At 71.9% G+C, this 22,295-nt stretch carries 24 protein-coding genes and 1 pseudogene; 14 read left to right on the top strand and 11 right to left on the bottom strand.

The features are described from left to right. Window positions 1–376: 376 nt before the first annotated feature. From tgmA to AB0N16_RS02215, 3 genes are read left to right on the top strand one after another with little or no spacing between them, the layout of a single operon-like run. Entirely contained in the window at window positions 377–673 is a 297-nt protein-coding gene (gene tgmA / locus AB0N16_RS02225) for a putative ATP-grasp-modified RiPP (protein WP_365792110.1), read from the top strand. Between the two features lie 7 nt (window positions 674–680). Continuing rightward, complete coding sequence (tgmB, locus tag AB0N16_RS02220) at window positions 681–1,646, top strand: ATP-grasp ribosomal peptide maturase (RefSeq protein ID WP_365792108.1); 966 nt, start codon at window positions 681–683, stop codon at window positions 1,644–1,646. Then, a complete protein-coding gene (locus tag AB0N16_RS02215; protein WP_365792106.1) occupies window positions 1,643–2,818 on the top strand; it encodes a methyltransferase domain-containing protein in 1,176 nt (391 codons plus the stop codon). Before tgmB ends, AB0N16_RS02215 begins: the two co-directional genes overlap by 4 nt. A gap of 189 nt (window positions 2,819–3,007) precedes the next feature. On the opposite strand, the gene AB0N16_RS02210 is transcribed toward AB0N16_RS02215, so the two are convergent. Beyond that, window positions 3,008–3,712 (bottom strand): peptidyl-tRNA hydrolase, encoded by a 705-nt coding sequence (locus AB0N16_RS02210; RefSeq protein ID WP_365792104.1) that lies wholly within the window; start codon window positions 3,710–3,712, stop codon window positions 3,008–3,010. 133 nt (window positions 3,713–3,845) lie between these two features. On the opposite strand from AB0N16_RS02210, the gene AB0N16_RS02205 reads away from it, so the two are divergent. Beyond that, window positions 3,846–4,718, top strand: coding sequence for an ATP-binding cassette domain-containing protein (locus tag AB0N16_RS02205; RefSeq protein ID WP_365792102.1), 873 nt, complete (start codon window positions 3,846–3,848; stop codon window positions 4,716–4,718). Next, window positions 4,715–5,386 carry an ABC transporter gene (locus AB0N16_RS02200; protein ID WP_365792100.1) on the top strand — a complete coding sequence of 224 codons (672 nt, stop codon included), beginning with the start codon at window positions 4,715–4,717 and terminating at the stop codon, window positions 5,384–5,386. The genes AB0N16_RS02205 and AB0N16_RS02200 overlap by 4 nt, the downstream gene beginning before the upstream one ends. Here the strand turns inward: AB0N16_RS02200 and AB0N16_RS02195 are convergent. From AB0N16_RS02195 to zapE, 8 genes and pseudogenes are all read right to left on the bottom strand, one after another. After that, on the bottom strand, window positions 5,378–5,560 hold the full coding sequence (locus tag AB0N16_RS02195; RefSeq protein ID WP_365792098.1) for a hypothetical protein: 183 nt from the start codon (window positions 5,558–5,560) through the stop codon (window positions 5,378–5,380). The genes AB0N16_RS02200 and AB0N16_RS02195 overlap by 9 nt on opposite strands. 18 nt (window positions 5,561–5,578) lie before the next feature. Continuing rightward, window positions 5,579–6,400 carry a polysaccharide deacetylase family protein gene (locus AB0N16_RS02190; RefSeq protein ID WP_365792762.1) on the bottom strand — a complete coding sequence of 274 codons (822 nt, stop codon included), beginning with the start codon at window positions 6,398–6,400 and terminating at the stop codon, window positions 5,579–5,581. 115 nt (window positions 6,401–6,515) lie between these two features. Further along, window positions 6,516–6,653 (bottom strand): annotated as a pseudogene (locus tag AB0N16_RS02185) (polyphosphate kinase 2 family protein); the annotation flags it as partial. Window positions 6,654–6,699: 46 nt separating this feature from the next. Further along, complete coding sequence (locus AB0N16_RS02180; protein WP_365792096.1) at window positions 6,700–7,620, bottom strand: slipin family protein; 921 nt, start codon at window positions 7,618–7,620, stop codon at window positions 6,700–6,702. 146 nt (window positions 7,621–7,766) lie between these two features. Beyond that, window positions 7,767–9,251, bottom strand: a complete 1,485-nt coding sequence (locus AB0N16_RS02175; RefSeq protein WP_365792094.1) for a SulP family inorganic anion transporter — start codon at window positions 9,249–9,251, stop codon at window positions 7,767–7,769. A gap of 8 nt (window positions 9,252–9,259) precedes the next feature. Next, window positions 9,260–9,838, bottom strand: coding sequence for a carbonic anhydrase (locus AB0N16_RS02170; RefSeq protein WP_365792092.1), 579 nt, complete (start codon window positions 9,836–9,838; stop codon window positions 9,260–9,262). 87 nt (window positions 9,839–9,925) lie between these two features. After that, entirely contained in the window at window positions 9,926–10,321 is a 396-nt protein-coding gene (locus AB0N16_RS02165) for a hypothetical protein (RefSeq protein ID WP_365792090.1), read from the bottom strand. A gap of 193 nt (window positions 10,322–10,514) precedes the next feature. Then, window positions 10,515–11,621 carry a cell division protein ZapE gene (gene zapE, locus AB0N16_RS02160; protein ID WP_365792088.1) on the bottom strand — a complete coding sequence of 369 codons (1,107 nt, stop codon included), beginning with the start codon at window positions 11,619–11,621 and terminating at the stop codon, window positions 10,515–10,517. 37 nt (window positions 11,622–11,658) lie between these two features. On the opposite strand from zapE, the gene AB0N16_RS02155 reads away from it, so the two are divergent. The 5 genes from AB0N16_RS02155 (at window position 11,659) to AB0N16_RS02135 (ending at window position 16,693) form a co-directional block, all read left to right on the top strand. After that, window positions 11,659–12,438 carry a pyrimidine reductase family protein gene (locus tag AB0N16_RS02155; RefSeq protein ID WP_365792087.1) on the top strand — a complete coding sequence of 260 codons (780 nt, stop codon included), beginning with the start codon at window positions 11,659–11,661 and terminating at the stop codon, window positions 12,436–12,438. Window positions 12,439–12,610: 172 nt separating this feature from the next. Continuing rightward, window positions 12,611–13,066: an indole-3-glycerol phosphate synthase gene (locus AB0N16_RS02150; RefSeq protein ID WP_351710449.1), complete on the top strand. Its 456-nt coding sequence runs from the start codon at window positions 12,611–12,613 to the stop codon at window positions 13,064–13,066. Between the two features lie 210 nt (window positions 13,067–13,276). Continuing rightward, window positions 13,277–14,665, top strand: a complete 1,389-nt coding sequence (gene murC, locus AB0N16_RS02145) for a UDP-N-acetylmuramate--L-alanine ligase (RefSeq protein ID WP_365792085.1) — start codon at window positions 13,277–13,279, stop codon at window positions 14,663–14,665. 13 nt (window positions 14,666–14,678) lie between these two features. After that, on the top strand, window positions 14,679–15,086 hold the full coding sequence (gene msrB, locus AB0N16_RS02140) for a peptide-methionine (R)-S-oxide reductase MsrB (RefSeq protein WP_365792083.1): 408 nt from the start codon (window positions 14,679–14,681) through the stop codon (window positions 15,084–15,086). Window positions 15,087–15,391: 305 nt separating this feature from the next. After that, on the top strand, window positions 15,392–16,693 hold the full coding sequence (locus tag AB0N16_RS02135) for a PP2C family protein-serine/threonine phosphatase (RefSeq protein WP_365792081.1): 1,302 nt from the start codon (window positions 15,392–15,394) through the stop codon (window positions 16,691–16,693). A 237-nt stretch (window positions 16,694–16,930) separates the two neighbouring features. Here AB0N16_RS02135 and AB0N16_RS02130 read toward each other — a convergent pair whose 3' ends face one another. Together AB0N16_RS02130 and AB0N16_RS02125 are read right to left on the bottom strand one after the other, a co-directional pair. Further along, the gene (locus AB0N16_RS02130; protein ID WP_365792079.1) at window positions 16,931–18,367 is read right to left on the bottom strand and encodes a HAMP domain-containing sensor histidine kinase; all 1,437 of its coding nucleotides are present in this window, start codon (window positions 18,365–18,367) and stop codon (window positions 16,931–16,933) included. After that, complete coding sequence (locus tag AB0N16_RS02125) at window positions 18,364–19,119, bottom strand: response regulator transcription factor (RefSeq protein WP_365792077.1); 756 nt, start codon at window positions 19,117–19,119, stop codon at window positions 18,364–18,366. Before AB0N16_RS02125 ends, AB0N16_RS02130 begins: the two co-directional genes overlap by 4 nt. A 91-nt stretch (window positions 19,120–19,210) precedes the next feature. Between AB0N16_RS02125 and AB0N16_RS02120 the strand changes: the two genes are divergently transcribed. From AB0N16_RS02120 to AB0N16_RS02105, 4 genes are read left to right on the top strand one after another with little or no spacing between them, the layout of a single operon-like run. Then, on the top strand, window positions 19,211–20,548 hold the full coding sequence (locus AB0N16_RS02120; RefSeq protein ID WP_365792075.1) for a ferredoxin reductase family protein: 1,338 nt from the start codon (window positions 19,211–19,213) through the stop codon (window positions 20,546–20,548). 10 nt (window positions 20,549–20,558) lie between these two features. Beyond that, on the top strand, window positions 20,559–20,960 hold the full coding sequence (locus tag AB0N16_RS02115) for an FMN-binding protein (protein ID WP_365792073.1): 402 nt from the start codon (window positions 20,559–20,561) through the stop codon (window positions 20,958–20,960). Window positions 20,961–20,962: 2 nt separating this feature from the next. After that, window positions 20,963–21,703 carry an FAD:protein FMN transferase gene (locus AB0N16_RS02110; protein ID WP_365792071.1) on the top strand — a complete coding sequence of 247 codons (741 nt, stop codon included), beginning with the start codon at window positions 20,963–20,965 and terminating at the stop codon, window positions 21,701–21,703. 60 nt (window positions 21,704–21,763) lie between these two features. Continuing rightward, window positions 21,764–22,288: a hypothetical protein gene (locus AB0N16_RS02105; protein ID WP_365792069.1), complete on the top strand. Its 525-nt coding sequence runs from the start codon at window positions 21,764–21,766 to the stop codon at window positions 22,286–22,288. Window positions 22,289–22,295: the final 7 nt, after the last annotated feature.

Raw genomic sequence — 22,295 nt, 5'->3', positions numbered from 1 at the left:
GAATGCGCAGTGGCGCAGCGGTCTGACAGCAGGCACCTGCATGCGGAGTGCCGGCAGACCAAAGACATCCCGCTGCCGCACTCTGTGGGCATCCTGCTCATCCACCGGTGCCGATGCTCCTGCCATTCGGCCGCCCGAGCGACCCCGTAAGGCCACATGGCCCTTCCGCTCCGCGCCCTGGTGCTGTCGCGGACACCGATCTGACGCACCCCCACGGCGGCCGCTCCGGGTCAGGCCGCACCCCGAAGACTCGTCTCACCGGGCATCCGTCGCGCCTGGTGAGACGAGAAGGCCCGCCCCGTCGAAGTCGCCGGAAGCTTCTCGACGGGGCGGGTACGCCTTGCATTCCCACAGCAATCGAACGAGGGATCACATCGTGACCGTTCTCGATGTGCGGGAAGTCTTCCCGCACGCGCCCGAAGGCGGGCGCATTCCGTACAGCGCAGATCCACCCACGGGGCCGGACAGCCGCCCGTGGGTCCTGCGGTTCGCCCGCGTCCCGGACGCGGCCCAGGCCGACGTGCTCCCGGCCACCGTCTACGACGAGGAGCAGCAGGTCTCCATCGGCGTGTACGACGGCGACCCGCTGTACTTGGGGAAGACGCACAGCCCCACGGTCCCGGACGGCAACATGAAGAAGCCGCCGCCGCTCGACGAGGGCACGAAGGACTGATGCCGTGATGCCCGCCGTTCTCGTGATCGCAGCACGCGACGACTGGCCCACGGACCGGGTCGTCAAGGCGCTCACCGACGGCGGCGCGGAGGTGTTCCGCATGGACACCGCCGAGTTCCCCCTGGACCTCACTCTTGCCGGGCGCATCGACGCCCGGCAAGGGTGGTCCGGGGGGCTCACCAACCCGCGTCGCGCCGTCGACCTCGCCGACATCACCGCCGTCTACTACCGCACCCCGAACGCCTTCTCGCTGCCCCTCACCATGTCCGGACCTGAACGCCGGTTCGCCAGCGCCCAGGCACGGTCCGGCCTCGGCGGGATCATCACCGCGCTCGACTGCCGCTGGGTCAGCCACCCGGCCGCCATGTCCCGTGCCGAGTACAAGCCCCTCCAGCTCGCCACCGCGCGCGCCTGCGGGCTCACCATCCCGCCCACCCTCATCACCAACAGCCCCGACGCCGTCCGTACCTTCGTCGGCGACGTCGGCGGCCGCGTCATCTGCAAGCCCGTCGCAAGCCCCGTCCTCATCGAGGACGACCAGCTGAAGACGGTCTACACCCGCAAGGTCGCCGAAGACGACCTGGCCGACCTGCGCGGCATCGAGACCACCGCCCACCTGTTCCAAGCCTGGGTCGACAAGGCCCACGAGGTGCGGCTCACGATCGTCGGGCACCGCCTGTTCGCAGCGGAGGTCCACGCGGGGAGCGACACGGCGTACATCGACTGGCGCAGCGACTACGCGTCCCTCACCTACCGGGTCGCCGAGGTGCCCGATAGCGTCGCCGTCGGGGCGCGCAGCTACATGGACCGCCTCGAACTGCGCTTCGCTGCCATGGACTTCATCATCGGCCCCGACGGCACTTGGACGTTCCTGGAGGCGAATCCCTGCGGGCAGTGGGACTGGATCGAGCACCACACCGGCCTGCCCGTCGCCCAGGCCATCGCCGACGAACTCCGAGGAGTCGCTCTGTGAGCATCTTTCCCCAAGACGCCAGCCGGCCGTACGCGGTCGCGCTCGCCGAGCTGCTCGTCAGGACTGGCGCGGTCCGCACCCAGACGTGGGAGCAGGCGTTCGCGTCGGTTCCCCGCCACGTCCTCGTGCCGAGCTGGTACGAGCAAGAGACCCACGCGCGGGGCATCGCGGTCTGGCGCCGGCGCGGCGCCGCCGACGAGAGCGGTCTCGCGGACGTCTACCGGGACGTGACCCTCGTGACCGGCCTGGACCCGGCGACAGCCCAGCAGGTCGACGAGGACGCCTGGACCGGTGTCGCCACGTCGTCGAGCACGATCCCCAGCCTCATGGCAGGCATGCTCGAAGACCTCGACATCCAGGACGGCCACCGGGTGATGGAGATCGGCACCGGCACCGGCTACAACGCCGCGCTGCTGAGTGCTCGTCTGGGTGAGGAGTTCGTCCACTCCATGGATATCGACCAGCAGCTCGTCGACCTCGCCCAGAAGCGTCTCGACAGCATCGGGTACCAGCCCCAACTGCTGTCCGGAGACGGAACGCAGGGCTGGCCGGACGGAGGGCCCTTCGACCGGATCATGGCCACCTGCTCCGTGTCGTCCGTCCCCGCCGCGTGGGTCGAGCAGCTGCGGCCCGGCGGGGTGCTGCTGACCGATGTGGCGCTCGGGATCGAAGGCGGTCTCGTGCGGCTCTCACCCGGCAGTGACGGCGAGGCCCGCGGCTTCTTCACCACGAACACCGGCCGCTTCATGGCTGCCCGAAGCCGCGCACGCACGTACCAGGCGCAGGACCGGCCGGAGCGCGCCCCGGCTGCCCGGTCCCGGCCGAGCACCCTCACGGCGAACGCCATCCAGGCCCACTACCCGCTGCGTCTCGCGCTGGCGTTCCAGATGCCTGGCACCGAGCTCGTGTACTACGTCGACGACACGGAGGGGATGTCTATCCAGCTCCAGCGGGACGACGGCTCCTGGGCCCGCGTGCCGATTGCCGGTACCAGCGGGCTGGTGACGTTCGGCGGCGACGAGGGGTTGTGGAAGCAGGCCGAGGAGGCCTGGGCCTGGTGGAATCACGCGGACCGGCCCGCGCAGGACCGGTTCGGGTACGTGCGGGAGCCTGACGGCAGTGCGTACGTCTGGTACCTGCCTGACGGATCGCGCTGGTCCCTCACCGGCTGATCCCTGCGTTACCGGCCCTGTTCGTCTGCGTCTCCCGGTGCGGACGGGCGAGGCCTCACATCGTCCAGGCCCCGGATGGGCTCGGACACCGAGACGCCCAGAATCGCGCAGATCCGCAGCAGGTCACCGAAGTGCGGGTCGACCTGGCTGGGCAGTGGGCTGTCGGAGATTCCTACGGAGAGCAGTCGGTCACGGTCGTCGTAGGCGCGCCCGAGGATGATCCGCGACCACCGTGCAACTGCCGGGCGCGATCTCGGTGAAGCCGGCGTCCCGCACCAACGGCAGCCCGCTGTCCGTGAGTTCACGCCACTCGGCCGGATCGGCGGTCCGCACGGCGAGCGGGAACCCGGCCTCGCGCCAGGCCTCCCGATCCTCCTCCGACAGCGCCCACCAGGCCAGTTGGGCGCCGTGCCCGGCCTGTGCCATCGCCTTGCCCGCGGACATCTCCAACTCCGGGTTCAGCCACAGCACGGCCTCCGCCCGGTCGGCGCCGGCGGGCGGCTCGGGATCGTCCAGCTCGGTCCCGGACACCTGCAACTTCGCCAGCTCCCTGGGCCACCCGTCCAGGGGAACCGGCGGAAACACCCGTACCTCGGCGGACTTCCCCGTGAGGGTGATCCCGGGCAGCTCCCCGGCCCGCCGCCACTCGGCCCCGCGGGCCCGCCGCACGACCTTGCGGATCCGCGCGTCCTCCCAGTCCCGCATCGCCTGAGCCCATTCCCCGTCCCCGAGCGAGCGTGGATCACTGAGCATGGTCAGCACGGCCCGGGCGGCAGTTTCGAGAGCGTCGGTGCGGGCCGGAGGGGCGGACTTCTCGATCCGCACGACAAGGGGCAGTACGAACTGGGGTGCTTCGTCCCGACTGTTCGCCGAGACCTGGAAAGGAGCGCTCACCGCACCAACCTTAAGGGGCGCGGGGCTGTGTCAATTCGCGGCTCCGCCGCGCGGGCACGACCAGCCACACACGCACCCGCACCCGGCCGCGACGGCACGCCACCCACCTCCTGTCCCGCACGACAATGTCCCCATGCGACGCGATCTTGAACTGGCCCGCGTGGGCCGCCGCTACGGCATACGCGGCCCCTGGGTCTTACGAGGCATCGACCTCACTCTCACGCCCGGCACCCTCACCCGCGTGGAAGGAGCGAACGGCACGGGCAAGTCCACCCTGCTCCGCCTCATCGCCGGCATAGACACCCCCACCGAGGGCCGTATCACCGGCCGCCCCCGCACCGCGTACGTGCCCGAGCGCTTCCCCTCGGCCCTTCCCTTCACCCCCTCCGGCTACCTCACCCATCTCGGCACCGTCCACGGCCTCTCCCGCAGGTCGGCCGCCGCCCGCGCGGCGGACTGGCTGGAGCGGTTCGGCGCCACGGCCTACGCGGCCACGCCCATGGCCCAGCTCTCCAAGGGCACCAGTCAGAAGGTCGCGGTCGCCCAGGCCCTGCTCGCCGACCCCCGGCTGCTCGTCCTCGACGAGGCCTGGACCGGCCTGGACGCCGAGGCCCGCGCGGAGCTGGAGCGGGCCGTCGCCGAGCGGACCGCGGCCGGGGGCGCCGTCGTGTTCGTCGACCACGATCCACGGCGCCTCGCGGGCGCGCCCGACGCGACCTACCAGGTCGTCGACGGCACCCTCAAGCCCTCGGCCGCGCAGGTGACTTCACCTGTCGGCCCGCACACCGTCGTCACCGTCCGGGGTCCCGCCGGCGGCCGCCTCCCCGCCGACGTGACCCGCACGGCGGCCTTCGCCGAGGAACCGGCCCCCGGCACCTACCGTCTTACGGTTCCCGCGTCCCACTCGGACGTGGTGCTGCGCGCCCTCCTCACGGCCCGCCCGCCCTGGCACGTGGTCGCCGTCAGCCCCTCGGACGTCCCTCCGGACGAGAAAGCCCGCCCATGACCGCACTCCTGCGCTACCAGACCGCACTTCTCCTGCGCTCCCAGCGCTGGCTGCCCCCGGTGATCCTGTACGCCGTGTTCCTGGGGGTGGGCGTGCAGAGCGGTCAGCCGGTGCTGGACTCGCTCGGCTACTCGGCCGCCGCGCTGCTGCCGGTGGCCGCCTGGCTGGTACGGATCTGTGTCACCGGCGAACCGCCGGCCGCCCGCGCCTGTGTCACGGCGGCGCGGGGCCCGGCCAGGACCCATCTGGCCGCCCTGCTCACCAGCCTCGCCGCCGCCGCGCTGCTCGGTACGGCGGCGACTCTGATCGTGACCGTGATCAGCCGGCACGCCACCAACGACCACCGGCTCGCCGTACCGCCCCTGCGGGCCGGGGCCGCCGGTCTGCTCGCCACCCTCGCCTGCGCGCTGCTCGGCAGTGCCGTCGGCGCGCTCACCAACCGGCCACTGCTGCGCTCGCCGGGCCGGGCGGTGCCCACGATGCTGCTGGCCGCGCTGCTCGCGGTGGTGGTCGCGGGTTCCCCGGCGCACGCGGCGGTCAGCGGTCTGGTCTCCGGCTCGGAGTCCGGCCGGGTACCGGTGTCGCCCCTGCCCCTGACCGCGGCGGCCCTGCTCACCGCCGCGGCCTTCACCGTGGCCTGCGTCCTCAACGGCCGCCGCTCAACCTGAGCAGGCGCTCCGCTGCGCCTCCTGCCACTCGCACCGGGGGCACATGGTGATGCCCTTGTACGACTCCGGGTACTCGGTCGGCTCCCGGCACAGCACACACTCGGCGTACGGCGGACCGTCCGCCGCCGGCGGCTTCGTGGCCTCGGAAATGGTGCAGTAGCCCTCGTCGCTCATGTCTCCAGCGTAGGACGGTCAGCGATGACCGGGCGTCTCGCCGATCAGCTCGGACACCTTCACGAACCGGAAGCCCCGCTTGCGCAGCTCGGGTACGACGCTGCGGACCACCCGCTCGGTGGTCGGGGCGGCGCTGCGCGTGCAGTGCATGACGACCACGGAGCCGGGCTTCACCCCGTCCAGTACCTGCTTGGTCACGGCGTCGGCGTCGGTCGCGAACGCGTCGCCGCTGACCACGTCCCACTGCACCGCGGTGACCCCGAGCGAGCCGACCGCGCGCAGTGCCTGCTGGTCGTAGCAGCCGCCGGGGAAACGGAAGTACGGCATCGGATGCGGCACTCCCGCCCTGAGAAGTGCGGCGTAGGCGCGCTCCACGTCCGACTTCATGTTCGCGGCGGCGACGGTCGGCAGGCCGTAGCAGTCGCCGGTGAACGCGTAGTGGCTGTAGGAGTGGTTGGCGACCTCGAACTGCGGGTCGCGGCCGAGGGAGCGGGCCTGGTCCGGGTACTCGTCGGCCCAGCGGCCGGTCATGAAGACCGTGGCCGGCACCTTCAGCCGGCGCAGGGTCGCGATCAGCGCGGGGTTGTCGAAGTGCTCGCCGGCGGCCGCGCGGGGCCCCTGGTCGGCGGTCATGTCGGCGTCGAAGGTCAGGGCGACGGTCTTGCCCAGGGTGCGCGGACCGCTGGAGAAGACGGGGGCCAGGCCGCCCGGGCCCGCGGGGAGCGTGGGCGGCTTGGCGGCGGGGGCGGGCCTGGCGGGGGCGGGGTGGCCGGTGCGGGGGGCCTGGGCGGTGCCGCAGGCGGCGAGCGCGGCGCCCAGGGCGACGCAGGCGGCGGTCATACCGGTGAGACGGCGTACTGATCGGATCACCCTATGAACGTAGGTCGGATTGTCCGGTCTTTATGGGTGGCGCGGCGCCGGGGCCACCGAGGTCACCCGGGCGGCGGCTGTCCCGTCACGGTGTTCTCGGCAGCCGCTCCCGGGACTCCGCCACGTCGAAGTCCGCCTTCGGGTACCGCGGGTCGAGCTGCTCCAGGTGCTCCAGGAGGAGGCGGCCGATGGCCCAGTTGCGGTACCACTTGTGGCCGGCCGGGTGGGCGCTGAGGTCGGGGCGCTCGGCCGCCGGGAGTCCGAGCAGGTCACACAGAGCGGGGTCGCTGTCGTCCGTTCGCTTCGGGTGCTTCCTCGGCACGGGCACGCCTTTCGCCGGGGTCCGGGTGCCCGGGGTCGGAGGGTTCGGCGAGTTCGGCGAGCCCGGCGAGACCGGCGGGAACGTGCGGCGCACTGCCGTTCGGCGCGGGCTGCTGGGCCCGCTCCAGGAAGCGCAGCAGCTCCACCGGGAAGGGCAGGACCAGGGTGGAGTTCTTCTCGGCCGCGACCGCCACGATCGTCTGGAGCAGCCGCAGTTGCAAGGCTGTCGGGGTGTTCTCCATCTGCTGGGCCGCCTCGGCCAGCTTCTTCGAGGCCTGGAGCTCGGCGTCGGCGTTGATGATCCGGGCCCGGCGCTCCCGGTCGGCCTCGGCCTGGCGGGCCATCGAGCGCTTCATCGTGTCCGGCAGCGACACGTCCTTGATCTCGACCCGGTCCACCTGCACACCCCAGCCCACGGCCGGACTGTCGATCATCAGCTCCAGGCCCTGGTTGAGCTGCTCGCGGTTGGAGAGCAGGTCGTCCAGGTCGCTCTTGCCGATGATCGACCGCAGCGAGGTCTGGGCCATCTGCGAGACGGCGAACTTGTAGTCCTCGACCTTGATCAGCGCGCTCACCGCGTCGACCACCCGGAAGTAGACGACCGCGTCCACGCGCACGGTGACGTTGTCACGGGTGATGCCCTCCTGGGCGGGGACCGGCAGCGTGACGATCTGCATGTTGACCTTGTGCAGCCGGTCCGCGAACGGGATCACCATGTTGAAGCCGGGCTGTCGTACGGCACCGGTGACCCGGCCGAGCCGGAACAGCACACCCTGTTCGTACTGCTTGACGACCCGCGCCCCCGCGGCCAGGTACAGCGCGCCGACGCACAGCGCCACCACCACCGCGACCAGCAGCTCCTGAACCATCACGACCCCCAGCCAGAGAGGTCCGGTATGTCTGATGATGCAACGATATGCCCGGCGGGTCGTTCGGGGCCATGGGCCGCCGCGGAGCAGGTCCGGGCCGGGATGCCGAGGGGCGTCGGCATCCCGGCCCGGGAGCGGCCGTCGGTTCAGGCGGCCGTGACTCGGGTGGTCACGGCCGAGGCGGCCGTCACCCTCACCGGTTCCGTGTCGGCGTCGCTGTGCCGCTCGGCCCAGCTCTCCAGCGCGGTCCGGCAGGCGTGGTCGAGATGGTGCAGCCCGGACAGGTCCACCCGGATCGGGCGGTCCTGGGGCAGCGCCTCCAGACTGTCGAGGATCTTGGGCAGCCGCAGGAAGGTCGCGTTGCCCGACAGGTGCGCGTCGATCGGGCCCGCGCCCTTGTCGATCACCTCCAGCTTGATGTGCGAGGCCTCCCACGCGGTCTTGACGATGGACAGGGCCAGTCCGATCAGTACGCCCTCGAACATGCTGACCGCGACGATCGACACCGCGGTGACGACCAGGATCAGCGCCTCGCCCCGGTGCTCGCGCCAGAGGACGGCCAGTGCCCGCACGGGGATCAGCTTGGCGCCCGAGTAGACCAGGACTCCGGCCAGCGCCGGGATCGGTATGTAGCCGAGCACGCCCGGCAGCAGCGCCGCGAACAGCAGCAGCCAGACGCCGTGCAGCACCCGGGACGCCTTCGTCCGGGCGCCCGCCTGCACATTGGCCGCGCTGCGCACGATCACCGCGGTCATCGGCAGCGCGCCGAGCACTCCGCAGAGCGCGTTGCCCGCGCCCTGGGCGATCAGCTCCTGGTTGTACTTGGTGCGCGGACCGTTGTGCAGGCGGTCCACGGCCGCCGCGCTGAACAGCGACTCGGCGGACGCGATCAGCGTGAACGCGACGATCGTGCCGATCACGCCGAAGCCCGCCAGTTCGCCGAAGGCGCTCAGCGGCGGCGGCTGGACGGAGCCCAGCAGCCCGTGCACCTCGACGGTGGCGACCGGGAGGCTCAGGAGGAACGCGGCCAGGGTGGCGAGGCCGACGGCGGCCAGCGGTCCGGGGACCGTCCGCACCTTCGCCGGGAGGTACTTCCACAGCACCAGGACCGCGACGGTGCCCGCGCCGAGCGCGAGCGAGGCCAGCGCCTCCCCGTCCCCGAGGGCGTCCAGGAACGCCCTGGGCAGACCGGCTATCTTGCCGGGCCCGGAATCGGGAGCCTTGGCGGCGAGCGCCGGATACAGCTGGCCGGCGATCAGGACCAGACCGATTCCGGCCAGCATGCCCTCGACCACCGAGACCGAGATGGCCCGGAAGTAGCGGCCCAGCCTCAGCACACCCATGGCGATCTGGAGCACACCGGTGACGAGCACGATCACGCCGAGCACCGGCAGCCCGAACTCCTGCACCGCCTCGAAGACGAGCACGGTCAGCCCGGCGGCCGGCCCCGACACCTGAAGGCTGCTGCCCCGCAGCATCCCGGTGACGAGACCGCCCACGATGCCGGTGACCAGGCCGAGTTCGGCCGGCACACCGGAGGCGACGGCCACGCCCACGCACAGCGGGAGCGCGACCAGGAAGACGACGAGAGAGGCGGTGAAGTCCTGCCTCATGTAAGGGAACTTGGTCATCGCGACGCTCACAGGGTCTCGAACGCGTCAGTGCCGGCGCGGTGTTCGCGCACGGCACCGGTGTGGACCTCGTAGTACCAGCCACGCAGGGTCAGTTCGCCCCGCGCCAGCTTCTTGTCGATGAACGGGTAGGAGCGCAGCCGCAGCAGCTGGGCGAGCACATGGCTCTGCACGCCCTCGGCGACGGCCGGGTCCTCCACCGCCCCGGTCGGGCGCGGCTCGGCACGGGCCAGCCAGTCCCGTACGGCGGGTACGGCGGTCAGGTCGTCGCCGCGCACCAGCGCGCCGACGGCGCCGCAGTGCGAGTGCCCGCAGACGACGATGTCGCGGACGCCCAGCACCTCCACGGCGTACTCGATGGTGGCCGCCTCGCTGGTGGGGTGCTCCGAGGCGTACGGGGGGACGATGTTGCCCGCGGTGCGCAGCTCGAACAGCTCGCCCGGGCGGGCGCCGGTGATCAGGGCCGGGACGACCCGCGAGTCGGAGCAGGTGATGAACAGCACCTGCGGGGACTGGCCTTCGGCGAGTTTGGCGAACTCCTCAGGGCGCTGTCCGAACGTACGGGCGTTGTCGATGAGGGGCTGCATGGCGTGTGGACTCCTCCTGGCGCGCCGGAGCGGCGCGTCGGGCTTGCACGACGGTTGTGGGGGGGGTGACGGGACGGAACCCGTCGCTCAGCAGCGGAAGACCTGAAGCGCGGCCGGCGAGTGGGCTCTGGACGCTCTTGACGTGCGTTGATGCCGGGCCGCGGGGGCCACGGAGGCCGGTATCGCCTCGGTGTGCCGGGCGGTGGTCGGACGGTTGTCGGCCCAGCCGGCGGTGGCGGTGCGATGGCGGTCGGCGCTCTGCGGCGATCTGGGGGGCTCCCCGCAGAGGCCGTGGTCACGAAAGGTGTGCGAGATGTCGCGCACGAACTTCGTCGAGGGCTGCGGACCGGGTTGGGCCTTGGCCTCTACATGACTGGCTGTGTGCGCGGCTGCGAAGGTTGCCGCGGGCGCGAAGAACTGGACGGCGAGCAGGGCGGTGGCCAGGAGCGAGAGCACGGTCCGGGCCGTCGTACCTCGGAACATGAGCCCCCCTCGCAGCAGTTCGCGCCTCTTGTGTGCCCCAAGCACAGGTCAATGGTTGGTCAAGAAACACGTTAACCCTGCAAAGCCGTTTGCAGGGTTAACTCGGTGTTGCGAACCGAAGAGAGCGTGAAAAATGCCGGTGGAGTGGCTCGATCGAGCTCTTGACCCGGCGATCTTGATCGAATAGAGGGGGCTATGCGGCGGCGACGAGCCCCTTGGCGTCCCTGGCCAGGGCGGTGAGCCGGGATATCGCGCGGAAGTACTTCTTGCGGTAGCCGCCGTTCAGCATCTCCTCGCTGAACAGCCTGTCGAACGGCAGTCCGGAGGCCAGAACCGGGATCTCACGGTCGTAGAGCCGGTCCGCGAGGACCACCAGCCGCAGTGCGGTCGACTGGTCCGGCACCGGCCGCACATCGGTGAGGCAGACCGCCGTCACGCCGTCGGTCAGCGCGCCGTACCGGCTGGGGTGCACCTTGGCCAGGTGGTCCAGCAGGTGCGGGAAGTCGTCGAGTGAGGCGCCCGGGGTGGCGTACGCCGCCTTGGCCACCTGCTCCTCGGAGAACGGCGCCGGTGCCTCGGGCAGGCCGCGGTGACGGTAGTCCTCGCCGTCGATGCGCAGGGCGCGGAAGTGGGCCGACAGGCCCTGGATCTCGCGCAGGAAGTCGACCGCCGCGAACCGGCCCTCGCCGAGCTTGCCCGGCAGCGTGTTGGAGGTGGCGGCGAGCGCGACACCGGCGTCGACGAGCCGGCCCAGCAGCGTCGACACCAGGACCGTGTCGCCGGGGTCGTCCAGCTCGAACTCGTCGATGCACAGCAGACGGTGGCCGGAGAGGGTCGCCACGGTCTGCTGGAAGCCGAGGGCGCCGACCAGGTTGGTCAGCTCCACGAAGGTGCCGAACGCCTTCAGTGCGGGCTCGGCCGGGGTGGCGTGCCAGAGGGAGGCGAGCAGGTGGGTCTTGCCGACGCCGTACCCGCCGTCGAGGTAGACCCCGCGGGGCCCGGCCGGGGTCTTCGGTGCCCTGGCCTTCCCAAAGCCGAGGAAACCGCGCCTGCCGCCGGTCGCCGCGTGGGCGCCGCCGAGACCGGCCGCGAAGCCTTCGAGGACCCGTACGGCCTCGGTCTGGCTCGGCTGGTTCGGGTCCGGGAGGTAGGTGGCGAAGCGGACCGAGTCGAAGCGGGGTGGCGGCACCATCTCGGCGACCAGCCGGTCCGCGGGGACATGCGGCGAGCGGGCGCACAGGGACAGCGGGGCCGCGTCGGCTATGGGGCTGACCTCGGAAGCGGCGGGAGAAGACGACACGGTCATCCATGGTAGTTGCCGTGCCACACTGCACGACATGCGACGCCTGTTCCCTGTGACCGAAGAGACAACGGCCCCGGCCTCCGGCGGACCGGCCGAGGGGGAGTGGAGTCTCGCCGAGCTTGCGCTCGCCTATGGCTATCCCGCGGGGCGAGAGGTCTGGCTGCGGGCCAACATGGTGTCCACGCTCGACGGCGCCGCCCAGCACGACGGACGGTCGCAGCCCATCTCCAGCGATGCCGACATGCGGGTCTTCGGCACCCTGCGGGCGCTCGCGGACGTCGTGGTCGTGGGCGCGGAAACGGTACGGCAGGAGGGGTACCGGCCGGCCCGCGCGCGGGCGGAGTTCGCCGGGGCCCGAGCGGCGGCGGGGCAGGGCGCGGCCCCCGCGGTGGCCGTCGTCACCGCGAGCCTGGACCTCGACTTCTCACTCCCGCTGTTCACCTCGCCCCTCGTCCCCACCCTGGTCCTCACCGGCGCGGCGGCGGACCCCGACCGCGTCGCCGCCGCCGAGCGGGCCGGCGCCCGGGTGGTGGTCGCCGGTGACGGCGCCGGCGTCGACCCCGCCCGCGCGGTGAGCGCCCTCGCCGATCTCGGTCACACCCGGCTGCTCACCGAGGGCGGGCCCCGGCTGCTCGGGCAGTTCATCGCCGCCGATGTCCTCGACGAGCTGTGCCTCACGATGTCCCCGATGCTGACGGCAGGGGGGGCACAGCGCATTTCCTGGGGACCCGGTGTCACCGTACCCAGGCGTTTCGAACTAGTGTCCCTGCTGGAGGAGGCCGGATTCCTGTTCAGTCGCTATCAGCGGTCCTGAATTCGGTGGAATCTACCGTTCCGCTTAGCTTCCGGCGGGCACACTGAATCCGGCAGTACCCGTACGTTCACGGGGCAGGATGGTTTCCGCAGGGCTGCTAGGCCCCAGGGAGGACAGAGGGTCCGAGTGGCCCTCTCAGGAGAAGAGGCGCCTGGTGTTCACAAGCGTTCTGATGATCGAGAAGGCCCTGACGTCTGCCGACGTGGAGTTCGTCACCACCTTGCACGGGGACGAGCAGGTTTCCTTCCATGTGTTGCTCCAGCCGCGCGGCGACCAGGCGGACCGCCTGCTGCGGGCCATCGACGACATCGCGCTCGGCGAACTGGACGAAGCCGCGCGCGAGCGGGAGACGCCCGAGGGGGACGAGGCGAAGGGGCCGGCCGAACAGGCGCTGGACGTGTCCCTGGCGGCCCTGCGGGCGGCGGGGAGCACGGCGGAGGGGCGGATGGTCGAGGACCACCCGCTGGACGCGCTGAAGACGGTGGTGGAAGAGGTGGGCGCGGACGAGGTGATCGTGCTGACCGATCCGCACTATGTGGAGGAGTTCTTCCACCGGGACTGGGCGTCCCGGGCGCGGCACAAGGTGGGGGTGCCGGTGCTGAAGCTGTTCTCGCACAGCAAGGCGTAGGCGCCGTGGGGCGCGGTGCGCCGTGAGGGTGCGGTGCGTCGAAGGGTGCGGGTGCGTTGCGGCTGATGGCGCCCACGCGGCGGAGCCGCGTATCAAACTCAGCCCCGCGCCCTGAAGGGGCGCTGATGCTCGTGCCCGTTGCACGGCACCCGGTGCCCGAGCGCATAGGCTAGGGCCGCTTTCGCACGTCACCGTCTCTGGGAGAAACACATGGCACCCGGCCTTCCTTCCGCCATGGAGCGACCGCACTTCATCGGTATCGGCGGCGCCGGGATGTCGGGGATCGCCAAGATCCTCGCGCAGCGCGGTGCCGAGGTGGCCGGGAGCGATGCCAAGGAGTCGGCCACCGTCGAGGCCCTGCGGGCGTTCGGCGCCACCGTGCACATCGGGCACGCGGCGGAGTACCTGGCCGACGACGCCAGCTGTGTCGTCGTGTCGTCGGCGATCCGCAGGGACAACCCCGAGCTGGCGCGCGCGGCCGAGCTGGGCATCCCCGTGGTGCACCGCTCGGACGCCCTCGCCGCCCTGATGGACGGCGCGCGGCCGATCGCCGTCGCGGGCACCCACGGCAAGACCACGACCACCTCGATGCTGGCCGTCTCGCTGACCGCGCTGGGCCGCGAGCCGTCGTACGCCATCGGCGGCGACCTGGACGCCCCCGGCTCCAACGCCCTGCACGGCGAGGGCGAGATCTTCGTCGCCGAGGCGGACGAATCGGACCGCAGCTTCCACAAGTACGCGCCCGAGGTCGCCATCGTCCTCAACGTGGAGCTCGACCACCACGCCAACTACGCCTCGATGGAAGAGATCTACGAGTCCTTCGAGACCTTCGCCGGCCGGATCGTGCCCGGCGGCACGCTGGTGGTCAACGCCGACCACGAGGGCGCGCGCGAGCTGACCCGGCGGCTGGCCGGGAAGGTGCGGACGGTGACCTACGGCGACGCCGCCGACGCCGACGTCCGGGTGCTGTCCGTCGTACCGCAGGGGCTGAAGAGCGAGGTCACCGTCGCGCTGGACGGGACCGAGCTGACCTTCACGGTCTCCGTGCCCGGCCGGCACTACGCGCACAACGCCGTCGCCGCGCTCGCCGCAGGCGTGGCCCTCGGGGTCCCGGCCGCCGAGCTGGCGCCCGCGCTGGCCGCGTACACGGGCGTCAAGCGGCGCCTCCAGCTGAAGGGCGAGGCGGCCGGCGTCCAGGTGATCGACTCCTACGCCCACCACCCCACCGAGATGACCGCCGACCTGGAGGCCATGCGCGCCGCCGCCGGGGACGCCCGGATCCTGGTCGTCTTCCAGCCGCACCTGTTCTCCCGCACCCAGGAGCTGGGCAAGGAGATGGGCGACGCGCTGGCCCTCGCGGACGCGTCCGTGGTCCTGGACATCTACCCGGCCCGCGAGGACCCGATCCCCGGCGTCACCAGCGAGCTGATCATCGAGGCCGCGCGGGCCGCGGGCGCCGACGTCACCGCCGTGCACGACAAGGACGAGGTCCCCGCCGTGGTCGCGGGAATGACGAAGCCCGGTGATCTGGTTCTCACCATGGGCGCGGGAGATGTGACCGACCTGGGCCCGAGGATCCTGGAACGCCTGGCGAAGTGAGGGGCTGAGAGTCATGTCGTACGACGTCGACAAGCCGGACGAGCAGTGGCGGGCGGAGCTGACGCCGGCCGAGTACGCCGTGCTGCGTCAGGCGGCGACCGAGCCGGCCTTCGTCGGTGAGTACACCGACACCAAGACCAAGGGCGTGTACTCCTGTCGCGCCTGCGGTGCGGAGCTGTTCACCTCCACCACGAAGTTCGAGTCCCACTGCGGGTGGCCGTCCTTCTACGACCCGAAGGACACCGACGCGGTCGAGCTGGTCGAGGACCGCACGCACGGGATGGTGCGCACCGAGGTGCGGTGTGCGCGGTGCGGCTCACACCTCGGCCACGTCTTCGAGGGCGAGGGGTACGCGACCCCCACCGACCAGCGGTACTGCATCAACTCGATCTCGCTGCGGCTGACCGCCGACGAGAGCTAGTGCTGCGACCGGAAAGGTTCACCGGCTCGCCTTTCCGGTCCACAGCACTAGACCGCCCACCGGTGTGCCGGACCGCTGGGCCCGTCCGAGGCCCGGCAGGCCCGCACACCGGATCCGTCCATGATCCGGGGACCCGTGCGCCGCGTCCGTCCGTGGCCCGCTCGCACACCGAATCCGATCTCCCCTGGGTGAGCGCGCACCGCCGACGGCGCGGCGGCCGGAGCTGCCGCAGCCCCGCCGCACCACCTCCGGAGGCCGTGCGGCGCCGATGGCTGGTGCCCCCTGCTGTTTGAGACTCTGTGAGGGTGTCGGGTGTCGCGCGATGGTTCCAGTCCCGCAGGGGACCCGCGTCCGCCGACGGCCAGGGGGCAGCGAACGGGCCCATCGCGGGCACCGACCCCTCGGCGCCCTTCAGGCTGCTGCGGGCGGCCGCGGCCGGCATCGGCACCACCCTCGACGAGTCCACGACCTGCACGGAACTGACCCGGGCGGCGGTGCGGCTGACCGGCGGCGGCGCGGCCGTGATGCGGCGGGTCGGCGAGACCGTCTCCGGCTACGAGGCGATCACCGGCGACGCCGACATGTTGCCCGACGCCCGCTGGGCCACCGCGGTGGCCCGGGACGCGGGCTCCCCGGCGGCCGACCACTGGAGGGACCCCTGGCTGTCCCGCCCGGCCGGCAGCCGTACCCGTCCGGCCGTGTGCGTGCCCCTGACCAGCGGCTCCGACCAGTACGGCGTACTGGTCTGCGCCCGTGAGGGGATGGCCTTCGTCCGGGCGGAGGCCGAACTGCTCGCCCTCCTCGCCGAACGCGCCGCCTCCCACATCCGGCACGCCCGCGAGTACGAGCACGTCAACCGCACCGCCGGCGACCTGCAACGCGCCCTGCTGGCCGAGCCCGGCCGGCCGCATCCCAACCTGGACGTGTCGATCCGCTACCTCCCGGCCGGCGGCCGGGTGCTGGTCGGCGGCGACTGGTGCGAGACGGTACGGCTGCACTTCGGCCGGACGCTGCTCGTCGTCGGCGACGTGATGGGCCACGGCCTGGAGGCGGCCGTCGACATGAACGCCTACCGGTCGTCGCTGCGCTACATCGCCTCCTCCGAGCTGCCCCCGCACCGGGTGCTGCGTCAGATGGACGCCATCGCCTCCAACGAGGCGGACCGCAGACCCGCCACCTGCCTGCTGGTGCGGGTCGACCCGGGCCGCCGTCAGGTCACCCTGGCCAGCGCGGGCCACCTTCCGCCGGCCATGATCACCGGGGACGGCCGGACCTCTCTGCTGCCGGTCCCCGTGGGCCCGCCTTTGGGCACCGGCTTCGGGGGCTACGAATCGGCCACCCACCAGTTCGACCCCGACCATGCCCTCGTCCTCTTCACGGACGGACTGGTGGAACACCGTGGCGAGGACATCGACCGCTCCCTGAACCGCCTCGCGGACCTGCGCTTCAGTCCGGCCGTCGGCGTGGACGGCCTGCTGGAGTCCATCCTCACCCGCCTCGACGCCCGCAACGCCGAGGACGACGTCGCCGTCCTGGCGGCCCGCCCGCACCCTCGGCGGGGCGGCTTCACCTACGTCCCGGAGGAGGAGGCGACGCCGGGCCTGTGACGGTGCGCCCGGAGCCGGTGCCGGCCCCCCGACCGGGTCGCGGTAAGTACCGCCCGGAATCCGGTTGTTGACGCCGGACGGGAAAACACCGAGCCGCTGCGGGGCTTCGGTGCCGGCCGGCCGCGTGCCTCCGCTGCCGCGTTCCGGGGCGCTGTCGGAAGGGAACCCCGACTCGGTGCGCGGCCACGGCGCAGGCTGCCCGCCCGCGTCCGCGGCCCCGCTCCGGGCCGCCGTGGGCTACCCCGGCAGCGTCAGTGTGAACACGGTTGTGCCGTCCGGGCCGTCGCTCAGTCCGATGGTGCCGCCGTGTGCCGTCACCAGGGCCCGGGCCACCGACAGGCCGAGGCCGCTGCCGCCGCGGTCGCGGCTGCGGGCCTTGTCGACGCGGTAGAAGCGGTCGAAGACGCGGGCCCGGTCGGCGGGCGGAATGCCGGGACCCCGGTCGGTGACGCTCACCGACGCCGAGCCGGGGGCCGTCGTGACCGTCACCGACACCGGGGTGCCGGTGGGCGTGTGGATGGCGGCGTTGGTGAGGAGGTTGTCCAGCACCTGGCGGATGCGGACCGGGTCCAGGCGGAGCGGGACCGGGTCCGGACCGACGGTCACCGTCAGCGGATGGTCGGCGTGCGCCGCACGGAACGCGTCCGCGGCCTCCCGCACCAGCTCCGCCAGGTCGGCGTCCTCCAGCCGCAGCGGTGTCTCCACCTCGGCCGCGTCCAGACGGGCCAGGAGCAGCAGGTCGTCGAGGAGGATGCCCATCCGGGCCGCCTCGGCGCGCAGCCGGGCCAGGTGCTTGTCGCGTTCCTCGGGGGCGTTGGCCGCCGCGTACTGGAAGAGGTCGGCGTAGCCGCGCACCGACATCAGCGGGGTGCGCAGTTCGTGCGAGGCGTCCGCGACGAACCGGCGCAGCCGCTGCTCGGCCTCCGCGCGGACGGCGAGGGAGTGGTCGATGTGTTCGAGCATCGTGTTGAACGCGGTGCGCAGCTCCTCGACCTCGGGGCCGCCGCCCCGTTTGGCCGCGCGCAGCGGCAGCCGGGCCGCCGACTCCGTCAGATTGTGCGAGGCGATGCCATGGGCGGTGTGCGCCATGTCGCTCAGCGGCTCCAGGCCGTGCCGCAGCAGCCGGCGGCCGAACACCACAAGGGCCAGCAGCGCGAGACCGAACGCAACCACCTGGACGGTGACCAGCTGCCGGACCGTGTCGTCCATGCTGTCCATCGGCGCGCCGCTGACCAGCACCACCCCCGGCTCCACCTCGCAGCCACGCAGCCGGTACTCGCCCTCCCCGGTCAGGTCCTTGGTCCGCAGCACCTCGGTGCCCGCGGCGAGCTGCGCCTTCGCCACCGAGGTGAGCGGGGCGATGTCCGCGGGCAGGTCGCCGGTCTCCTCCGGCTTGCGCAGCACCGGGGTGCCGTTCGAGACGTCGTACACCGCGTAGTACCAGTGGTAGTACTTCTTGCCCTGGAGGGTGCCGTGCTGCGCGATGCTCTTGGACTGGGCCACCTGGGCCAGCCCCAGCTGGTCGTCCAGCTGGGCCGACAGGTAGTCCCGCATGTACATGGTCAGGGCCGAGCCGACGATCGCGAACACCACCAGGGCCAGCGCCCCCAGCCCCAGGGCCAGCCGGGTACCCAGGCGCATGTTCCGGTACGAGCGCCACAGCCGCCGGATCACTCGGCCGCCTGCTGCCGGACGACGTACCCGAAACCGCGCACGGTGTGGATCAGCGGTTCCCCGCCGGCCTCGTCCAGCTTGCGGCGCAGCCGGCTGACCACCAGCTCCACCACGTTCGAGCGGCCGCCGAAGCCGTACTCCCAGACATGGTCGAGGATCTGCGCCTTGGTGAGCACGGTCGGCGACTTGCGCATCAGATAACGCAGCACCTCGAACTCGGTCGGGGTCAGCGGGAACAGCCGCTCGCCGCGCCGGACCTCACGGGTGTCCTCGTCCATCGTCAGGTCGGCGACCTGGAGGACCGAGCGCTGGAAGCCGGGCCCCGCACTGCGCCGCAGCACCGTGCGCAGCCGGGCCATCAGCTCCTCCACCGCGAACGGCTTGACCAGGTAGTCGTCCCCGCCCCGGGTCAGCCCCGCGACCCGGTCGGCGACCCCGTCGCGGGCTGTGAGGAACACCACCGGCACCATCGTCCCGGAGCGCCGCAGCCGGTCCAGGACACCGAAGCCGTCCACGTCCGGAAGCATCAGGTCGAGCACGACGATGTCCGGCCGGAACTCGGCGGCCCGGGCCAGCGCGTCCTCACCGGAGTACGCGGTGACCGCCTCCCAGCCCTCGTACCGTGCGACCGTCGCGACCAGGTCGGCGATCGGCGGGTCGTCGTCCACGACGAGGAGTCGTACTTTTTCCACCCGCTCATACTGCGCCACACGGCGGTGGGCGCCAGACCCGTGCTCACACAGAGAACACATCGATAACCAGTTGAAAGCAGCCCGACAGGAAAACGACAGCAGTCACGGGTGAAGCTCGAGTCCCAGGACCCGATCAAGGAGCTGCCGACCCGTGACGACCGTCCAATCGCCCCCTGCGCCCCCCACGGCGATACGCCCCAGGGTGGTGGCCCGCACGAGCCTGTACGCCGTGCTCGCCGTGAACGCGGCCGTGGTCGCCTACTTCTTCGCCCAGTCCGGCTTCGCCTCCAACGCCCTGATCGTCATCGGCCGCTTCCTCGGCCTGTACGGTGCCCTCGTCATGGCCTTCCAGCTGGTGCTGGTGGCCCGGCTGCCCTGGCTGGACCGCCGGATCGGCATGGACCGGCTGACCTCCTGGCACCGCTGGACCGGCTTCACCCTGCTGTGGACGCTGCTCGGGCACGCCGTCTTCATCACCTTCGGTTACGCCGACGGCGCCGGCGTCGGCCCGGTCAGTGAGATCGTCGACCTCGCCGAGACGACCGAAGGCGTGCTCCGCGCCGTCGTCGCCCTCGGCATCATCCTCGTGGTCGGCGCCGTCTCGGCCCGCTACGCCCGCCGCCGGCTCGCCTACGAGACCTGGCACTTCGTCCACCTGTACACGTATGTGGCCATGGTGCTCGCCTTCACCCACCAGGTCGCGGTCGGTACGACCTTCACGGCGTCGTCCGCCGCGACCGCGTACTGGTACGCGGTGTGGGGCGTCGCGCTCGGCTCGGTGGCCCTGGGCCGACTGGTCCTGCCCCTGTGGCGCAACTACCGCCACCAGTTCCGGGTCTCCGCCGTCGTCCCCGAGTCGGACAACGTGGTCTCGGTCCACATCACCGGCCGTGACCTCGACAAACTGGGCGCGCGGGCCGGCCAGTTCTTCCTGTGGCGGTTCCTGACGAAGGACCGCTGGTGGCAGGCGAACCCCTTCTCCCTCTCCGCCGCCCCCGACGGCCGCACCCTGCGCCTGACCGCCAAGGCCGCCGGTGACGGCAGCGCCGCCCTGCGCCACATGAAGGTCGGCACCCGGGTCTTCGCCGAGGGCCCCTACGGCGCCTTCACCACCCTGCACCGCCGGCGGACCGAGTCCCTGCTGATCGCGGGCGGTGTCGGCGTGACCCCCATCCGCGCCCTCCTGGAGGACCTCGACGGCCACGCGGTCGTCATCTACCGCGTCGCCACCGACCGGGACGCCGTCCTCTACGACGAGCTGCGCGACCTCGCCGTCGCCAAGGGTGCCGAACTCCACCTGGTCACCGGCCCGCCGGTGCCCGACCAACTCGCCGCGCGCGAGCTGATCCAGCTGGTGCCGGACATCGCCGACCGGGACGTCTTCCTGTGCGGGCCGCCCCCGATGATGAACGCGGTGCTGCGCAGCCTGGGAGACCTGGACGTGCCCAAGCCGCAGATCCACTTCGAGCGTTTCAGCCTGGCGGGATGAGAGAGACACCGTGAAGCGAGCCATACCTGTCGTCGCCCTGAGCATCGCGGGCCTGATCCCCGTCTGGCGCTACGAGCCGTCCGTCGGCGGTACGACGACCACCACCGCCGAGCAGCCCGTCACGACCCCGTCCACCTCCGCGACCGGCGCTTCGGGCACGGTTGTCAAGGGCACCACCGTCACCACCGAGAAGGGTCCCGTCCAGGTCCAGGTGACCTTCGACGGCGACAAGATCACCGCGGTGAGCATGCTCCAGCAGCCCAACCACCCGCAGACCACGGCGGCCGTCCCGGTGCTGATCTCGGAGACGCTGAAGGCGCAGAGCGCGGACGTCGACACCGTGTCGGGCGCGACGATCACCAGTGACGGCTACCGGGAGTCCCTCCAGGCCGCGATCGACGCGAAGGGCTGACCGTGCGCCGAGTCGAACACGTCATGGGCTTCCCGGTCTCCCTGCGGATCGACGACCAGGACGCCCCGGAGAGCGCGGCGGACGCCGTCTTCGCCTGGCTGCGCGAAGTCGACGAGCGGTTCAGCCCGTTCAAGCCGGACAGCGAGGTCTCCCGGCTCGACCGGGGTGAACTCTCCGAGACCGAGGTGAGCCCGGACCTCGCCGAGGTGCTCGCGCTGTGCGAGGAGTACCGGCTGGCGACGGGCGGCGCGTTCGACGCACGGCTGCCGGGGCGGGGCCTCGACCCGTGCGCGGTGGTCAAGGGCTGGTCGGTGCAGCGGGCGGCGGATCTGCTGTCGGCGGCCGGGGCGCGCCGGTTCGTGCTGAACGCCGGCGGTGACGTGGTCGCCTCCGGCGGGCCCTGGCGGGTGGGGGTACGGCACCCCGAGCACGCCGGCCAGTTGTGCACGGTCCTCGCACTCGCCGACGGGGCGGTCGCCACGTCCGCCCGCTACGAGCGCGGCGACCACATCATCGACGGGCGTACCGGCCGTCCGGCCACCGGCCTGCTCAGCGTCACCGTCGTCGCCCCGACCCTGACGGAGGCCGACTCCGTGGCGACCGCCGCCTTCGCGATGGGGGCCGAGGGCGCCGCGTGGGCGGCGGGGCGGCCGGGCTGCGAGGTGTTCGTGGTGGACACCGAGCACGCTGTGCTGCGATCTGCGGGGTTGCCCGTCGCGGATACGGGGCGGTCGGCCGCGTAGCCGTCGCCGGTCCCCGACCGACCGGCCTCGCGCGATCTGGTCGGCAAGGTCCTTGACGCGGTGGCCGTCGGCCTCGACCGGATCCGCGCCCGCGTCCTCGATCTGTCCGCCGATCTGATGCGCTCGCTCGACCGCGATCTCGCCCTCGAACTCGCTCGCACCCTCGACAAGGACATCGCGGCCGACCTGGTGCGCGTCTTCGACAGTGTTCTCGACCTCGATCAGTTCCTCGACCGGGTACAGGACTGCGACTTCGACGGTGTTCTGGACCGCATCCGAGTCCGTTGCCTCGACCTCGCCCAGGCCCTCGCCGACGCACAGCGGGAATTCGAGGAACTGGCGGCGAATCTCGAAGGCGCGGACCTCGGGTGGGCCGACAACCTTGATACGGCAAGGCTGGGCGGGCTTCGCTGGAACGAACAGACCCGCTGGCCGTCGAGGCTGGCCGAGCGGATCCGGCGTTCCTCCCACGAGGCGTCCCCGGGGGTGTTCGTCGTCGACCTCGCGTGGTCCGGCGAAGCGGCCGGCAGAGCGGGCATGCAGGAAGGGCGGGCTGCCGGTGGCAGCCCGCCCATTGGTCCGTAGGGGAGTG

Source organism: Streptomyces sp. NPDC051105 (assembly GCF_040682795.1).
In the GTDB taxonomy this organism is placed as follows: Bacteria; Actinomycetota; Actinomycetes; order Streptomycetales; family Streptomycetaceae; genus Streptomyces.
The sequence above is the reverse complement of the archived record's forward strand: the minus strand, read 5'-3'. Positions and strand labels throughout refer to the sequence as shown.

Excerpts from the sequence above, each read along its gene's own strand:
- tgmB (WP_365792108.1), top strand. The coding sequence starts at position 681 with ATGCCCGCCGTTCTCGTGATCGCAGCACGCGACGACTGGCCCACGGAC.
- AB0N16_RS02205 (WP_365792102.1), top strand. The coding sequence starts at position 3,846 with ATGCGACGCGATCTTGAACTGGCCCGCGTGGGCCGCCGCTACGGCATA.
- AB0N16_RS02200 (WP_365792100.1), top strand. The coding sequence starts at position 4,715 with ATGACCGCACTCCTGCGCTACCAGACCGCACTTCTCCTGCGCTCCCAG.
- AB0N16_RS02195 (WP_365792098.1), bottom strand. The coding sequence starts at position 5,560 with ATGAGCGACGAGGGCTACTGCACCATTTCCGAGGCCACGAAGCCGCCG.
- AB0N16_RS02190 (WP_365792762.1), bottom strand. The coding sequence starts at position 6,400 with ATGACCGCCGCCTGCGTCGCCCTGGGCGCCGCGCTCGCCGCCTGCGGC.
- AB0N16_RS02180 (WP_365792096.1), bottom strand. The coding sequence starts at position 7,620 with ATGGTTCAGGAGCTGCTGGTCGCGGTGGTGGTGGCGCTGTGCGTCGGC.
- AB0N16_RS02175 (WP_365792094.1), bottom strand. The coding sequence starts at position 9,251 with ATGACCAAGTTCCCTTACATGAGGCAGGACTTCACCGCCTCTCTCGTC.
- AB0N16_RS02170 (WP_365792092.1), bottom strand. The coding sequence starts at position 9,838 with ATGCAGCCCCTCATCGACAACGCCCGTACGTTCGGACAGCGCCCTGAG.
- AB0N16_RS02165 (WP_365792090.1), bottom strand. The coding sequence starts at position 10,321 with ATGTTCCGAGGTACGACGGCCCGGACCGTGCTCTCGCTCCTGGCCACC.
- AB0N16_RS02155 (WP_365792087.1), top strand. The coding sequence starts at position 11,659 with ATGCGACGCCTGTTCCCTGTGACCGAAGAGACAACGGCCCCGGCCTCC.
- AB0N16_RS02150 (WP_351710449.1), top strand. The coding sequence starts at position 12,611 with ATGATCGAGAAGGCCCTGACGTCTGCCGACGTGGAGTTCGTCACCACC.
- murC (WP_365792085.1), top strand. The coding sequence starts at position 13,277 with ATGGCACCCGGCCTTCCTTCCGCCATGGAGCGACCGCACTTCATCGGT.
- msrB (WP_365792083.1), top strand. The coding sequence starts at position 14,679 with ATGTCGTACGACGTCGACAAGCCGGACGAGCAGTGGCGGGCGGAGCTG.
- AB0N16_RS02125 (WP_365792077.1), bottom strand. The coding sequence starts at position 19,119 with ATGTGTTCTCTGTGTGAGCACGGGTCTGGCGCCCACCGCCGTGTGGCG.